At 67.5% G+C, this 15,903-nt stretch carries 10 protein-coding genes; 8 read left to right on the top strand and 2 right to left on the bottom strand.

All coding sequences use genetic code 11. The features are described 5' to 3' along the window. Positions 1 to 148 precede the first annotated feature (148 nt). Both C0R07_RS05805 and C0R07_RS05800 read left to right on the top strand, forming a co-directional pair. Positions 149 to 499: a helix-turn-helix domain-containing protein gene (locus C0R07_RS05805; RefSeq protein ID WP_070473076.1), complete on the top strand. Its 351-nt coding sequence runs from the start codon at positions 149 to 151 to the stop codon at positions 497 to 499. Further along, the gene (locus C0R07_RS05800) at positions 496 to 1,803 is read left to right on the top strand and encodes a type II toxin-antitoxin system HipA family toxin (protein WP_102788372.1); all 1,308 of its coding nucleotides are present in this window, start codon (positions 496 to 498) and stop codon (positions 1,801 to 1,803) included. Before C0R07_RS05805 ends, C0R07_RS05800 begins: the two co-directional genes overlap by 4 nt. 9 nt (positions 1,804 to 1,812) lie before the next feature. Here C0R07_RS05800 and C0R07_RS05795 read toward each other — a convergent pair whose 3' ends face one another. Next, on the bottom strand, positions 1,813 to 2,841 hold the full coding sequence (locus C0R07_RS05795) for a phosphotransferase enzyme family protein (RefSeq protein WP_102788371.1): 1,029 nt from the start codon (positions 2,839 to 2,841) through the stop codon (positions 1,813 to 1,815). A gap of 268 nt (positions 2,842 to 3,109) precedes the next feature. On the opposite strand from C0R07_RS05795, the gene C0R07_RS05790 reads away from it, so the two are divergent. Then, complete coding sequence (locus C0R07_RS05790) at positions 3,110 to 6,229, top strand: discoidin domain-containing protein (RefSeq protein ID WP_102788370.1); 3,120 nt, start codon at positions 3,110 to 3,112, stop codon at positions 6,227 to 6,229. Between the two features lie 13 nt (positions 6,230 to 6,242). On the opposite strand, the gene C0R07_RS05785 is transcribed toward C0R07_RS05790, so the two are convergent. Next, positions 6,243 to 6,878: a helix-turn-helix domain-containing protein gene (locus tag C0R07_RS05785; protein ID WP_019183064.1), complete on the bottom strand. Its 636-nt coding sequence runs from the start codon at positions 6,876 to 6,878 to the stop codon at positions 6,243 to 6,245. Between the two features lie 324 nt (positions 6,879 to 7,202). Between C0R07_RS05785 and C0R07_RS05780 the strand changes: the two genes are divergently transcribed. From C0R07_RS05780 to C0R07_RS05760, 5 genes are all read left to right on the top strand, one after another. Further along, complete coding sequence (locus C0R07_RS05780; protein WP_102788369.1) at positions 7,203 to 9,185, top strand: serine hydrolase domain-containing protein; 1,983 nt, start codon at positions 7,203 to 7,205, stop codon at positions 9,183 to 9,185. A 34-nt stretch (positions 9,186 to 9,219) separates the two neighbouring features. Continuing rightward, positions 9,220 to 10,218, top strand: a complete 999-nt coding sequence (locus tag C0R07_RS05775) for a dipeptide epimerase (RefSeq protein ID WP_019183066.1) — start codon at positions 9,220 to 9,222, stop codon at positions 10,216 to 10,218. After that, the gene (locus C0R07_RS05770) at positions 10,215 to 12,239 is read left to right on the top strand and encodes a serine hydrolase domain-containing protein (protein WP_167390323.1); all 2,025 of its coding nucleotides are present in this window, start codon (positions 10,215 to 10,217) and stop codon (positions 12,237 to 12,239) included. Before C0R07_RS05775 ends, C0R07_RS05770 begins: the two co-directional genes overlap by 4 nt. A gap of 19 nt (positions 12,240 to 12,258) precedes the next feature. Next, on the top strand, positions 12,259 to 13,563 hold the full coding sequence (locus C0R07_RS05765; protein WP_102788367.1) for a peptide MFS transporter: 1,305 nt from the start codon (positions 12,259 to 12,261) through the stop codon (positions 13,561 to 13,563). Positions 13,564 to 13,642: 79 nt separating this feature from the next. Further along, positions 13,643 to 15,850 (top strand): TonB-dependent receptor, encoded by a 2,208-nt coding sequence (locus C0R07_RS05760; RefSeq protein WP_102788366.1) that lies wholly within the window; start codon positions 13,643 to 13,645, stop codon positions 15,848 to 15,850. Positions 15,851 to 15,903 lie beyond the last annotated feature (53 nt).

Here is a 15,903-nt window from a genome sequence, read left to right as displayed (position 1 = left end):
TAAGCGTCACTTATGGCGCGTTATGCTCATATCGTCTTATAACGCGCCATACGTGGCGCTTTATATAAAAACAATTTAAGCTCCACAAAGCGTCATACTTGACGCCGTAGCCCCAAAGAGGATGATAACGCGTCAGGAGGGTCACTTTATGACGATCACACATCTGATGACCGACGAGGCGGTGCTGCTGGAGCTTGGGCTACGCCTTGCGCGCATGCGCCTTTCGCAGGGACTCACCCAGGAACAGCTGGCGGATGCGGCCGGCGTCTCCAAACGCACCGTGCAGCGGCTCGAAGACGGTACGCCCGCGCAACTGGCCAACCTGATCCGATACCTGCGCGCCCTCGGCAGGCTGGAGGCGCTGGACGCCCTGCTGCCCAGCGACAGCCCCAATCCGATCGACCTGCTGGAACGCCGCGGCCAGCCGCGCCAGCGTGCCCGACCGGGGGTGGCCGCGTCGGCACCGGCCAAGCCGTGGACCTGGGGCGATGAGCAATGAGTACCACGGCCGAGGTGCGCTTGTGGGGCAGCCGGATCGGCGCGGTGACACTGGCCGACGGCGAGCGGATCGCGCAGTTTGCCTACGACCCGGCGTTTGCACGCTCCAGCATCGAAGTCGCCCCTCTGACCATGCCGTTGGCGGCGGAGCGGGTCTTCAGCTTCCCCTCGCTCAACCCCGCAGGCTTCCATGGCCTGCCCGGCCTGCTCGCCGATGCCTTGCCGGACAAGTACGGCAACACCCTGATCAACGCGTGGCTGGCCACGCAGGGCCGCACCCCGGACAGCTTCAACGCGGTGGAGCGGCTGTGCTACACCGGCACGCGCGGCATGGGCGCGCTGGAGTTCTCGCCCGTGCATGGTCCGCGCGTCCGCACGGCGCACAAGATCCAGATCGATGCCTTGGTCGCGCTGGCCACCGAAGTCCTGAGCAACCGCGACAATCTGCGCGCCTCCTTCGGCGATGAAGAACGCGCCGATGCGCTGCGCGACATTCTGCGCGTGGGCACCTCGGCCGGTGGCGCACGGGCCAAAGCCGTGATCGCCTGGAACGAAAGCACCGGTGAAGTCCGATCGGGCCAGGCCGCGGCCGCGCCAGGCTTCAGCTACTGGCTGCTCAAGTTCGATGGCGTACAGAACAACCGCGACAAGGAGCTGGCTGACCCCAAAGGTTACGGCGTGGTCGAGTACGCGTACGCGCTGATGGCACGGGATGCGGGCATCCAGATCAGCGAGTGCCGGCTGCTGGAGGAAGGCGGCCGCCGCCACTTCATGACCCAACGCTTCGACCGCACCGAGGCCGGTGGCAAGCACCATATGCAGTCGCTGGCGGCGATGGCTCACTTCGACTTCAACGATCCCGATGCGTACTCCTATGAGCAGGCGTTGCTGGTCATGCGCCAGCTGCGCCTGCCCATGGCGCAGCTGGAGGAACAGTTCCGGCGGATGGTGTTCAACGTGATCGCCCGCAACCAGGACGACCACGTCAAGAACATCGCCTACCTGATGGATCGGCAGGGCCAGTGGTCGCTGTCGCCTGCCTTCGACATCACCTGGGCCTACAACCCGGACGGCGACTGGACGGCCCGGCACCAGATGTCGATCAACGGCAAGCGCGAGGGTTTCGACCTGGCCGACCTGGCCGCATGTGCCGCCACCGCCTCGATCAATGCCCGCCGCGCCCGCGACATCATTGAACAGGTCCGGCACAGCGTGCTGCGTTGGCCACACTTTGCCGACGACGCCGGCGTGGCCGGGGTCTGGCGCGATCAGATCCGCGGCAGCCTGCGTACCGACATCCGCTGAGCGGCGGCCTCAGCCCTGTGTGGCCTGCCATGCACGGGCCGCGCAATCGGCGACGTTGCCGGGTGCGAACTGCTCGGCCATGTAACGCAGGGCCTGGCGTCGCTGTGCAGGTGGACGCGCCGTGGCGCCGGGCTCGAGCAGCAGGTCATGGAATTCCTGCAGGTCCTGCAGGATCCGCCAGTGGCGGTAGTAGGCCACCCGCAGCGGGTCGACCGTGACCGGACCGTAGCCCTCGACGAAGCCCGGCGGCTGTTCACGTCCCCAGCGCCCGCCCATGCCTGCGCCGATGAACATCAGATCACGCTCGCGCGGCGCCAGCACCATGTCGTCCCAGTCGATCAGAAAGACGCTGGCGCCCGGCCCTACCAGCACATTGCCCGCGTGCAGATCCGCGTGACACAGCACGCGCGGACATCGTCCCTCACCGATCCGCGCCCGCAGCTCGCCACAGCGCTGCCAGATCGCCTCGATCCGCTGGCGATGGCGGCACCACAGTGCCAGGTACTCCTCGCCCAGGGCATCGCGTACGGGTATCCGCGCATCGGCCCGCTGCAGCCACGCGCCGACGCGTTCCACCGCAGTGTCGTCGTCGAACACCGGGCGACGCAGGGAATCGGAGAGCTCGGTCGGCAGCCGCGCCTCATGCACCTGGCGCAGCACCCGTCCGAGCCGTTCCCAATGCCCCCGCGAGAGCGCCTCTTCAAAACCGGAGAACGCCTCGACATACGGAAACAGCGTCCACTGCAGCCCGGCCCAGCTCGCCGCCGCCGCACCATCGCGCGTGGGCAGCGGCGCGATCACTTCCCGAAGGCCGGCGTGCTCGCGCAGGTGGTGCAGCACGGTCCACACCACCGGGGCCACCGCATAGCGGCGGCATTTCAACCACCAGCGCGCGCCGTCCGGGCCAGCCACCTGGTACACCGTCGCCCCCGCATCCGCTCCGCCGGCGCGTTGCAGCACCGCAGTGGCACGCACGCCGAACACCTCATCCAGCACGTGGATGATCTGCGCTGCGGACAACTCTTGTGGATGAAGCATCAATCTAACGCGCGTGATTTATATGTCGCGACTATCGCAGAAGGGTCACGCATCGCCCAGCGCAGTGCATCACGAAAGCGGCAACGCATGCAGCCAGCACGAACGCGTCCACCACGATCCGGCGCGCCGGTGGCTGCGCGACCGGATCGCGACGGCGGCAGGGTGACGGCCCCGGCCATATTGCGACGCGTCATGTAAACGATTACAGGCCCTGCTAGCGTGTGCCGCACCCCGCCGTTGGCGGTCGTTTGAGATCAGGAGCGCGTTGATGGGGCTGCATGCTGACCGTTCGATTGCCGTGCACCGGCCGCGCCGCGTCATGGCCCGCGCCCTGCTCTTCGCCGCCCTCGCCCTGAGCCTGCCCGCGGCTGCCCAGCCCGTGGCGCCGCGCAGCCAGTGGCAGGCCAGCAGTTCTTCGCAGCAGGTGCCGGCGATGGCGGTCAGCCACCTGATCGATGGCGACCCGACCACGGTCACCGGCGGTGCCTTCAGCCCCGGCCACTGGTTCCAGGTGGACCTGGGCCAACCGAGCACGCTCAGCGGCGTGCAGATCACCTGGGATGTATCCAATCCCGAGGGCTACACCCTGCAGACCTCGCTGAATGGGCAGCAGTGGCAGCCGGCCTACACCATGCGCGATTCACTCGGCGGTATCGAGACGCTCTACTTCGCGCCGCGCCAGGCGCGTTACCTGCGCCTGGCCAGTCCGGAGCGCACCTCGGACTGGGGCGTGTCGATCTTCGAGCTGGAGCCGCTGGACAGCACCACCAGCGCGCGCGTGGCCGGCGTGGATGCAACGCGGGCCGCGGCGCTGTGGCAAGGCGGCAGTGCGGTGGCCGTTCCACCTGGCAAGGACGGTGCGCACGCGCTTGACATCGCATTGCCGCGTGCGGTGTCCACCACCGGCCTGGCCGTGGACTGGGCCGGGGCGCACGGCGCCGCGCGGCTGCAGGCGCGTGATGCGCAGGGGCGCTGGGTCGAGCTTGCGAAAGACCCGCAGGCCGGTACCCGGCAGCAAAGCTGGTTGGCCGCGCCGGCTGCCGTGACCGCCACGGCGCTGCGCTTGACGGTGGACGGCGGCGTGCCGCAGGTGGCCCGCCTGCGGCTGCTGGGTCCGAAGGCAGTGATGACGCCGATGAAGCGCTATCAGATCGCCGCCAGCGGCGCGCAGCGCGCGTTGTTCCCTGCGTCGCTGCACCTGCAGCAGACCTATTGGACCGCGGTCGGCATCCATGCCGGCCGGCAGAAATCGATCTTCGACGAGTACGGCAACATCGAGGCCTTCAAGGGCGCACCGCTGGTGCAGCCGATCTGGCGCAGTGCGGACGGTGTCGCCGCGGGTGCCGCCGGGGCGCCGGTGCGGCACGCGCTGCGCGATGGCTGGAAGCCGATGCCGTCGGCAACCTGGTCGCCACAACCGGGGCTTGAACTGCAGAGCGAAGCGTTCGCCGTCGAGCTCGACGGACAGCCGGTAACCTTCGTGCGCCACCGCCTGCGCAACACCGGCACTTTGCCTGTCAGCGGCACTCTGACGTTGGCGGTGCGGCCGATGCAGATGAATCCACCGTGGCAGAACGGTGGCCTGTCGGCGATCCGCGAGGTCGCCATCGAGGGTCAGCGCGTGCGCGTCAATGGCCGCGCCCTGCTGCAGTCACTGACGCCCGTTGACGTTGCCGGTGCGGCCCCGTTCGGCGCGGATGGCCGCACGGAAATCACCACAGCGATCGCCAACGGCACGCTGCCTGCCACTACGCAGGCACGCGATGCCGAGGGCCTGGCCGCCGCCGCGCTGACCTACCGCATGCAGCTGGCGCCGGGCGACAGCCGTTCGGTGGTGGTCGCGTTCCCGCTGGGCACGGCGCCTTCTGCGAAGGACGGCGCCCTGCCTGAAGCCCCGGCGCTGGATCTGGCTGCCCTTCCGCCTGCACCCGATGCCACCTACGACGCCCTGGCCAAACGTGCTTCGGATGACTGGCAGGCGCGCCTGGGCCAGGTCGGCCTGCGCCTGCCCGACCCCTCGCTGGTGGACATGCTGCGCGCGCAGGCCGCCTACATGTTGATCAACCAGACCGGCCCGGCGATGCAGCCTGGCCCGCGCAACTACAACCGCTCCTTCATCCGCGACGGCATGGCGACCTCCGCGGTGCTGCTGCGCATGGGCGAGTCCAAGGTGGCGCGCGATTACCTGGCCTGGTACAGCGAGCATGGCTTGCACGCCAACGGGCTGGTCTCGCCGATCCTCAATGACGATGGCAGCGTCAACACCGGCTTCGGTTCGGATATCGAGTACGACAGCCAGGGCCAGTACATCGCCCTGGTCGCCGACGTGGCCCGGCTCGATGGCGGCCCGGAGTCGGTACGGGCCTACCTGCCCAAGGTGAAAGCGGCGATGCGCTTCCTGCAGGAACTGCGCGAGCGCACGCTGGTGCCGGGCTACATGGCCAACCAGCCCTCGCCCGAACGCTTCGCCGGGATCCTGGCGCCGTCGATCAGCCACGAAGGCTACCCGTCGCCCACGCACAGCTACTGGGATGACTACTGGGGCCTGAAGGGTTGGCATGACGGTGCGTGGTTGGCCGAGTCGCTGGGCGATCACGAAACCGCAGCATGGGCGCGCCAGCAGTACACCGCCCTGCACGACGCACTGGCCGCGTCGATCCGCGCGACGATGGCGTGGAAGGGCATCGACTTCATTCCCTCCTCGGCCGACCTGGGTGATGGCGACCCCACCGGCGTGTCGATCGCGCTGGATCCCACCGGCGCCCAGGATGTCCTGCCGGCGGACGCACTGCGCACGACGTTCGCGCGGTATCTGCAGGACGTGCGCAAGCGCAGCGAACCGGGCGCGCTATACGCCTACACGCCGTATGAAATCCGCAACGTGCTGAGCTACGTGCACCTGGACCAGCCCGAGGCCGCCGATGAACTGCTGCAGGGGCTGCTGCACGACCGCCAGCCGCTGGAGTGGCAGGTGCTGGCCGAGGTGGTGCACTCACGGCTTCGTTTCCCGCGCTACCTCGGCGACATGCCACACACCTGGATCGGCGCCGAGTACGGCCGCACCCTGTTCGGGATGCTGATGCGCGAGGACGATGACGCGCTGTCGCTGCTGCCGGGCACCCCGCCCTCGTGGCTGGCCGGTGACGGGCTGGCCGTGGATCGGCTGCCGACCGCCCATGGCACCTTGGCCGTGCAGGCACGGCAGCACCAGGGAACGCTTCAGGTCACGCTGGGCACGGGACTGCGCAAGGACACCGCGGTGCGGGTCTGGTGGCCCAGCCGCACGCGCCCCGCCACCGTACGGGTGGATGGCCGCACGCTCACTGATTACGACGCACGCGGTGTACTGCTCAATCAGCCGTTCCGCCGCCTGGAGGCGACCTGGTGAGGCTGGGGACGGGTCAGACCCCGCCCTCCTGCTCATGCAGGGTGATCAGCGATTCCATCAGATCCTCATCCGCGCTGGCACAGACGGCCAGCAGCACCGCTTCCTCGCAGCCGGTATCAACGATGTAGGCGTGGCCCATCTGGCTGTCGATGTAGATGCCCTGCCCGGTCTCCAGCACCACTGGATCGTAGAACTCGGTGTGGACCTGGATGCGGCCTTCCATCACGTGCACGTATTCCTCGCCCGGGTGGCGGACCAGTTCGCCGAACTCGGCCGTGGTCTTGGCGCGCACCTTGGTGAGGATCGGGATCATCCGCTTGCGGCGCAGTTCCGTGCACAGATAGTAGTAATCGTAGTTGTCGGTCTGCACGCGCAGCGCCTTGTCCAGCGAGCCGAGGCTGCGGCGGGCGGTGACCGGCTTGGGCGCGCTGTCCGAATCCGGTTCGGAGAACAGCTCGGACATGCGCAGGTTCAAACGCTGCGCCAGATGCTGCAGCTTGTCGTAGGTCAACGTCAGGCGGTCGTGTTCGATCTTCGACAACGTGGACAGGGGGATTTCGGTGTGTTCGCTCATTTCCTTGAGCGTCCACCCCTGGCGCGTGCGCAGGCCGCGCAGCAGGGTTCCGAGCGTCGGGCTTTTCGGGCTCATCGACAGGACCTTTGGGCTATTGCTGGTGAAGTTGTGGATACGATACTACGTAGAGATGAATGCCATCCTGATCAGGATGGTTTCTTGTCGCGTTCGTCTCCGATCGCCGCCTCCACTGCCCTGAAAACGTTCCCAATTAGCGCGGGATAGCGCGTTCAGGACACCCAGACGTCACATTTGCCCCGTCGCGCATGATCCGGCGACGATCACGCGCATTTGACAATTCTCTAATCAGGAATATTGTTGTCTGATTGAGATGGTTTTTGGCCCTCCGATGATTCGCTCCGGGGTGCCGCGTCTTCCAGTTCCAGAGGGGATCGTCACATGCGTGCGTTGTCAGGACTTGTCGCGTTGTGCTGTGGGCTGTTGCTGTCGTTCCAGGCCGAGGCACAGCGGCCACCCTCCCCACCCCAGGACGCCCCCGCGCCCGGCGTGGATTCCGTTCCCCGGCTGACTGCCGATGATGCGACCACCTGGCTGGACGGCTTCGTGCCCTATGCCATCGCGCGTGGCGATATCGCCGGTGCCGCGGTGACGGTGGTCAAGGACGGACGGATCCTGGTCCGTCGCGGTTACGGCGTTTCCGACGTGGAGAAGCAGACCCCGGTGGATCCGGACCGCACGCTGTTCCGGATGGCATCGGTCTCCAAGCTGATGACCTGGACCGCGGTCATGCAGCTCGTGGAAGCCGGCAAGCTGGACCTGGACGCGGACATCAACCGGTACCTGGATTTCAAGGTGCCCGAACGCGGCCTGCCGATCACGCTGCGGCAGCTGATGACGCACACCGGCGGCTTCGAAGCCAACATCAAGTACATGTGGACCACCGAGGCGGTGGCCGAGGCCGGGGGCGTCGAACTGGGGCCGTATCTCAAGCGCCGCATACCGGCGCAGATCTTCGCGCCGGGCACCGTGCCGGCGTATTCGAACTACGGCACCAGCCTGGCCGGCTACATCGTCGAGCGCGTGTCCGGCCAGCCGTTCGCCGAATACGTTCAACAGCACATCTTCGCCCCGCTGCAGATGCAGCACGCCAGCTTCCGCCAGCCCCTGCCGCCGGCGCTGCGTGCGCTGGTCAGCAAGGGCTACGCACTGGGATCGGGCAAGCCGCGCGAGTTCGAAGTCACCCCGTCGGCCCCGGCCGGTGCGCTGTCGGCCACCGCCAGCGACATGGCGCGTTTCATGATCGCGCATCTGAACGCGGCGGGCGGGCACGACACGGCCATTCTGAAAGCGGCCACCAGCCAGCTGATGCTGACCCCGCAGACGCGCTTCGCACCGCCGCTGAACACCATGGCGCTCGGGTTCTACGAGATCGATGTCAACGGCCAGCGCGTGGTCTCCCATGCCGGCGACACGTACTCGTTCCACTCGCAGCTGTTCCTGTTCCGCGACCACGATGTCGGCCTGTTCATCACCCTCAACAGCGCCGGCGCCAATGGCATCACCGGCCAGATCCGGCGGGAGCTGCTGGAGAACTTCGCCGACCGTTACTTCCCGGCGCCCGCCGTGGCCGCGGCACCGGTGGTCGACGCCGCGCTCGCCAAGGACCAGGCGCGCCAGCTGGCCGGGCCGAGCTACCTCGATTCACGCCGCGCCGAAACCGGTATCGGCCGTACCGGCATCCTTACCCAGACGCGCCTGGAGGCCCTCGACGATGGCAGCCTGCGCCTGCCGCGCATGAAGCAGCCAAATGGCCAGCCCACCACCTTCAAGCCGATCGCACCGTGGCTGTGGCAGGCGAACAACAGCGAGCTGCGCCTTGCCGCCATCCTCAAGGACGGCAAGCCGGTCGGCTTCGCGGTGGACTCGTCCTCCCCGTTCAACGTATTCCTGCGCGCGGAAGGCTATCGCTCCGCGGTGTGGCTCAAGCCAGTGCTGACCGCGGCCGTCGCGGTGTTGGCACTCTCCGCGCTGGCATGGCCGATCGCCGCGTGGGTGCGGCGTCGCCATGGCCGCGGGCTGGGCTGGCCGCGCAGGACGCTGCTGGCCTACCGCCTCAGCCGCGCAGCGTGCTGGTTCATGCTGCTGGTACCCGCCGTGGCGATGGCGGTAATGGCCTGGGCCTCGGCGGATTTCGCGCGCTTGGATGATCGTCTCGATCCGGCGGTGATCGGGCTCGGCATCGCTTCGGTGATCGCGATCATTGGCGGGATCGGATCCACCGCCTGGAACCTGGTGCAGACCTTCCGCGCCGGACGCGGCTGGCTGGCGCGCCTGTGGGCGGCGCTGCTGCTGATCTCGGCCTGCGTGCTCGCCTATGCCCTGTTCCTGATGGGCCTGGCCGACTTCGCACTCAACTACTGACCCGTAGCCCCGACCACGGGGCTGGAGACATCCTGTGAAATTGACCCTGCAGATCGACTCGCTTGCGTTGCTGGCCCCGTTCCGGATCAGCGGCTACGTGTTCGAGCACGCGCCGGTACTGCGCGTGGAACTGGAAGACGGCGGCCATCGCGGCCGTGGCGAAGCCAGCGGCGTGTACTACTTCGATGACACCCCCGAGCAGATGCTGGCCACGCTGGAACTGCTGCGTGCGCGGATCGAAGCCGGCATCACCCGTGCCGAGCTGCAGCAGCTGCTGCCGCGCGGCGGCGCGCGCAATGCACTGGACTGCGCACTGTGGGACCTGGAAGCGAGCCGCACCGGCAAGCCTGCCTGGGCCCTGGCCGGTCTTTCGCAGACACGCCCGCTGCTGACCACGTGGACCCTCGGCGCCGATGACCCGGCGACGATGCAATCGATCGCCACCGGTCGCTATGCGCCCGCCAAGGCACTCAAGCTCAAGCTCAGCGGCGATCTGGATATCGATGTCGAACGCGTGCGCGCGGTACGCAAGGTGCGCCCGGATGTCTGGATGGGCGTGGATGCCAACCAGGGCTATACCGTGGATGCGCTCGATGCCCTGATCCCGGTGCTGCTGGAGAACGACATCAAGCTGCTGGAACAGCCGCTGCAGCGCGGGCGCGAGGGCGAACTCAAGGGCTTTGCACGACCGCTGCCGTTCGCGGCCGATGAAAGCGTGCAGGACGCAGCGGAGATCGAGGCGCTGGCGGGTCTGTTCGACGTGATCAACATCAAGCTCGACAAGGCCGGCGGGCTGACCGAAGGCCTGGCGATGGTCGGCAAGGCGCGCGCCCTGGGCATGCAGGTGATGGTCGGCAACATGATCGGCAGCAGCTGGGCGATGGGCCCGGCCTTCATCGTGGGCCAGCACTGCGACGTGGTCGATCTGGATGGTCCGTTGTTCCTGAGCGATGACCGGGTGCCGGGCCTGCGCTACGACGAGGGCCTGGTGCACTGCGACGACGCCGTATGGGGCAAGGGAGTGCACGCATGAACACGACATCGCATCGTCCGCGCGCGACCCAATGGCGCACGTTGATCTCCGGCATGCTGCTGGCATCGACCGCAGCGTTCTCGCCGCTGCATGCGCAGGCGCCGACGACTGCTGCTGCACCGGTGCCCGCGACCACCGAATCGCCTGACACCATCACGCCCGCGTCGGCGCCGACCGGCACGCTGGACGCGGCCCGGGTCGATACCTTCCTCGATGGCCTGGTGCCCTACCTGATGGCCCAGGGCGACCTCGCCGGCGCCGTCGTCACCGTGGTCGAGAACGGCAGGGTCGTCACCGAGCGCGGCTTCGGTTTCTCCGATGTCGAGAAGCGCACGCCGGTGGATCCCAAAACCACGTTGTTCCGCCCGGGCTCGATCTCCAAGCTGTTCGTCTGGACCTCGGTGATGCAGCTGGTCGAACAGGGCAAACTGGACCTGGATGCCGACATCAACACCTACCTGGACATCAAGGTCCCGGCCAAGGGTGAGCCGATCACGCTGCGCCAGATCATGACCCACACCAGCGGTCTGGAAGAGCGCATGCGCTACCTGATCGTGCTGGGTCCGGACCATCCGGCCAACCGCGACAACTACCTCAAGGACTGGGTGCCCAACCAGATCTCCGCACCCGGCACCACACCGGCGTACTCGAACTACGCCACGGGTATCGCCTCGTACATCGTCGAGCGCGTCAGCGGCCAGCGCTTCGAGGATTACGCCAGGCAGCACATTCTCCAGCCGCTGGACATGCAGTACGCCAGCTTCGAACAGAAGCTGCCGGCCGAGCTGCTGCCGCACGCCGCCAAGGGGTATCTGCTGGGTTCGGGCAAAACCTACCCGGCCGAGAAGAACACCGCGCCGGGCGTGGGCGGTCTGTACGCCTCCGGTTCGGCGATGTCACGTTTCATGATGGCCACGCTCAACCACGGCGAACTCGACGGCCAGCGCATCATGCGGGCCGAGACCAACGCACAGATGCTGACCCCGCAGGCCGCGATCCTGCCGCACCTGCCGCGCATGACCCTGGGCTGGATGGCCTCGGACACCGGCGGCTATGACACCCGCTCGCACGGCGGCACGATGCTGTTCTTCTACTCGTGGCTGTGGATGATTCCGGAACGCAACATCGGCGTATTCGTTTCCACCAACAGTGTGGGCCGTGATGCCGCCGGTTCTGCCCTGCGCGCCCAGGTGTGGGAGCGCTTCGTCGAGAACTTCCTGCCGACCCTGCCGATCGAACGCGCCGGCCCGGGCGTGGATGCCGCCACTGCCCGCGAGCATGCCGCTGCGCTGGCCGGGGTGAACTGGCAGAGCACGCGCCGTTCGGACAGTTCGTATCTGCGCATGCTGTCGCTGTTCGCACCGACCCGCGTGCACCTGCAGGAGGACGGCACGATCACCGTTGACGGCCAGAAGGGCCTGAACGGCCAGCTGCTGCGCTGGCGCGAGGTGTCACCGTGGCTGTGGCAGCAGGAAAACGGGCGTGGCCTGCTGGAAGTGAAGGTCAAGGATGGCCGCCCGGTGTACTTCTCCGGCGGTCCGTTCGCCTCGGTGTTCGGCTTCGAGCCGATTCCGGGCTGGCGTTCGCCGGCGTGGCTGCGCCCTGCGCTGTTCGTCGCACTGGGGTTGCTGACACTGTCGGCCGTCCTGCGCATCGGCGGCGTGTTCGTGCGCCGTTACTACCGCGCCATCGCACCGGTCGAAGGCCGTGGCCTGCGCTGGTTGCAGACGCTGGCGCTCACCACGCAGCTGGGCACCGTGATCGCCTGGGCGCTGTACGTGAAATCGATCGCTGGCCCGGGCGCGATCTCCTCCTACACCAACGGGCCGTTGATCCTGGTGCAGGCGCTGTCGTGGCTCAGCGTCATCGCCGCCATCGCACTGGTCTGGGTGGCGGTCCGCGCGCCGGCCAGCTGGCCGCGCGTGCGTCGTTACGGCGCCTGGGTGGTCGCACTGGCAGGCCTGGTGGTCGCATTCGTCGCCATCACCCAGCGCCTGATCAGTACCGGCCTGCAGCTCTGACCGCCGGACGCCCCGCCCGATGAGCCTCCAAGCACCGCGCACGGCCTGGTTCGGGCAACCGCCAGGCCTGACCATCCTGTTTCTCACCGAGATGTGGGAGAAATTCTCCTACTACGGCATGCGGGCCCTGCTGGTCTATTACATGACCAAGCAGCTGCTGTTTTCGCAGGAACAGGCCTCACTGGTCTATGGCCTGTACACCGCGCTGGCCTACCTCAGCCCGGTGTTCGGCGGCATGCTCGCCGACCGCTGGCTGGGCAAACGGCGTGCGGTGATCCTGGGCGGGGCGATCATGGCGTTCGGCCATTTCCTGATGGCCTTCGATGCACTGCTGTATCCAGCGCTGCTGGCGATCATCCTGGGCAACGGGCTGTTCCTGCCCACCCTTCCCGGCCAGGTCGGCGATCTGTACACGCGCGATGACCCGCGCCGTGGCTCGGCGTTCAACGTGTACTACGTGGGCATCAACCTCGGCGCGTTTCTGGCGCCGCTGGTCTGCGGCACGCTGGGCGAGGTGTATGGCTGGCACGTGGGCTTTTCCGCCGCCGGCATCGGCATGCTGCTCGGGCTGGTGATCTACATCACCGGCCGCCGCCACCTGCCACCGGATCCGCCGCGCAGCGAGCGCGCCACGCTGCCGTTCTCGGCGCTGTGGCAGCCGGCCTACCGGCCCTTGCTGCAGCTGATGACGATGATCGCCGGGTTGATCGTGATCTTCCGCCTGGCCTACGAGCAGATCGGCAACACGATCGCGATCTGGCTCGACACCGGGGTGGACCGCGTGCTCACCGCAGACTTCACCCTGCCAATGACCTGGTTCTTCTCGCTCAACCCGCTGCTGGTGTTTCTGATCACGCCACTGCTGGTGCGTCGCTGGACGCGCCAGGCACGCGATGGCCGCGAGCCGGCCGCACTGACCAAGATGGCCATCGGTGCCGCGGTGGTCGGCCTGTCGTTCGCGCTGGTGGCGGTGCTCGGCGGTGAACCGTCGGCCAAGGTCGGCTGGCTGTGGGCCGCGCTGTTCTTCGCGATCTTCACCTTCGGCGAGCTCTTCATCCTGCCGGTGGGACTGGGCCTGTTCGCCCGCCTGGCGCCGGTGGGCTTCGGTGCCACCATCATCGCGTTCTGGTTCCTGGCCTCGTTTGGCGGCAACCTGCTGGCCGGCGCGGTCGGCACGCTGTGGTCGACGCTTTCCAGCACGGTGTTTTTCGCGCTGATGGCGGGCACCTGCATGTTCGTTGCGTTCCTGCTGCTGCGCCTGGAGCGTCGGGCACGGCCACTGCTCGCCAACAACGCAGCCCCCACCCAATCCCCTGCGGACTGACGCCACGCGGCTATATCAGCCGTGGCTGGCGACCGTGTTTTCTGCCTGACCCCGTCCCTGATTCCGGAGAGACCGCCACATGCGCAAGCCGATCAACCGCTCGATCCTCGCCTCCACCATCACCCTGTGCTGCATGGGCCTTGCCACCACCGCGATGGCGCAGGATGCCGACGCCGATGACAGCCGCAGCACCCCCGATGTCGTGGAGCTGGATCGCGTGGTGGCCACCGCGCAGAAGCGCAGCGAGAACGTCATGGAGGTGGCGGCCGGCGTCAGCGTAATCAGCGAAGAACGCCTGGAAGCGTTCGGTGCGACCCGCTTGAACGACTTCGCCGCCTACGTGCCCGGCTTCCAGGTCGACAGTGGCGGCGCACCGGGCCAGACCACGATGGCGCTGCGCGGTGTCGCGCCCCTCGGCGGCGGCTCGATCATCGGCACCTACATCGATGACACCCCGATCGGCCCCAGCAGCAACAAGCAGCGCGCGACCACCTACGCGCTGGATCTGCTGCCGTATGACATCCAGAGCGTGGAAGTGCTGCGCGGCCCGCAGGGCACGCTGTATGGCGCCAGCTCGATGGGCGGCCTGTTCAAGTACATCACCAAGGCCGCCGATCCGGATAGCTTCGAGTTCCGCGCCGGCATGGACGTCAACGCCACCAAGGAAGCGGGCGACGTGGGCACCGGCGTGCGCACCTCGTTCAACGTGCCGCTGATCGAAGGCAAGCTGGGCCTGCGTGCCAGCCTGTCGCGCCAGGGCACGCCCGGCTATGTGGACCAGCCCGACCTCACCGGCGACGACGCCAGGGACAGCAACGGCTATTACCAGCTCGCCTCCCGGCTGGCATTGACCTGGCGCATCAGCGACACCGCCAACCTGCGCGTGCAGGCGTTGTCGCAGATCGTGAATGCCGACAACTCCAGCGCGGTGGGCCTGACCTATCCCACGCTGGAACCGATCCGCGGCCCGCTCGAAGGCATCCTGCAGCGCGCGACCCCGTACCGGATGGAGACCGACTACTACTCGGCGATCCTGGACTGGGACCTGGGCAACGTTGATTTCGTCTCCGCGACCAGCTTCTCCGAAACCCGCATGGATGAGGTGCAGGACTCCACGCTGGTCTATGGCGTGGCATGGCCGCTGCTGACGCCGTACCCGGCCGGCCAGGCGCAGTTCGATGTATTCCTCGGCACCCGCAAATGGACCCAGGAGTTCCGCCTCAGCTCCAAGGAGAGTGAGCGCTTTGAATGGTTGCTGGGCACTTTCTTCACCGGCGAGAAAAACGCCAACCGCCAGCAGGTGAGCGCCTACGATGCAAACGGCATCCCGCTGCCGTTCAATCCCGGCACCGCCAGCCTGCCCGGCACCTATGACGAGCAGGCGATCTTCGCCGATGTCACGTACAAGTTCAGCCCGCGCTTCGATGTCTCCGCCGGTGTGCGGCATGCGCGCAACCAGCAGGACTTCGAGCAGCACAGCACCGGCCTGCTCTACGGCCCGCGGCCGATCGATCTGGCCGACTCCGCCGATGACAGCGTGACCACGTGGAAGCTGGCCTCGCGCTGGCACCTCAACGACAGCGCGATGATCTACGCGCGCTACGCCACCGGCTACCGCCCGGGCGGACCGAACGTATCGACCTCCGGCGTGGTGCCGATGACCAAGGCCGACACCCTGGACAACCTGGAGCTCGGCTTCAAATCGCACTTCTGGGACCGCCGCGCGATGATCGATCTGGCGCTGTTCCGGATCGACTGGGACGACATCCAGGTGCGCGTCTCCGAGAACGGGCTGAGCTGGATGGGCAACGCCGGCAGCGCGCGCAGCCAGGGCGCGGAACTGAGCCTGATGGTGCGGCCGGCCGAGCGCCTCACACTCGGCCTCAACGCGGCCTACATCGATTCGACGATCGGCGACGTACCGCCCTCCAGCGGCCTGGTCTCGGGCAGCCGCATGCCGATGACGCCGCGGCTGAGCTGGTCGGGCACGATCGACTACGACGTCGATGTGAGCGACCAGTGGCGGGGCCGGGTCGGTGCCGGCTATCGGGTTACCGGCGAGCGCGTGGCCGGGGCGTACGACATCGACAGCTACAACGCGCTGGACCTGCATGCCGAGCTGACCAACATGACGTGGACGGTCCGCCTGTACGCGCGCAACGCCACCGACGAGCGCGCGTACGTCTCCACCGGCTCGGTGCGAGACGCGCTCAACCGCTATGTCGCGGTGACCGGCGTACCGCTGCAGCCGCGCACGATCGGCATGTCCATCGACTATCGCTACTGAGTCCAGCCACCTGCCATGGCGGCGCCCCGAGCTGCCGCCGGACCACCCGTCGG

It is taken from the genome of Stenotrophomonas bentonitica, assembly GCF_002887735.1.
In the GTDB taxonomy this organism is placed as follows: domain Bacteria; phylum Pseudomonadota; class Gammaproteobacteria; order Xanthomonadales; family Xanthomonadaceae; genus Stenotrophomonas; species Stenotrophomonas bentonitica_A.
The sequence above is the reverse complement of the archived record's forward strand: the minus strand, read 5'-3'. Positions and strand labels throughout refer to the sequence as shown.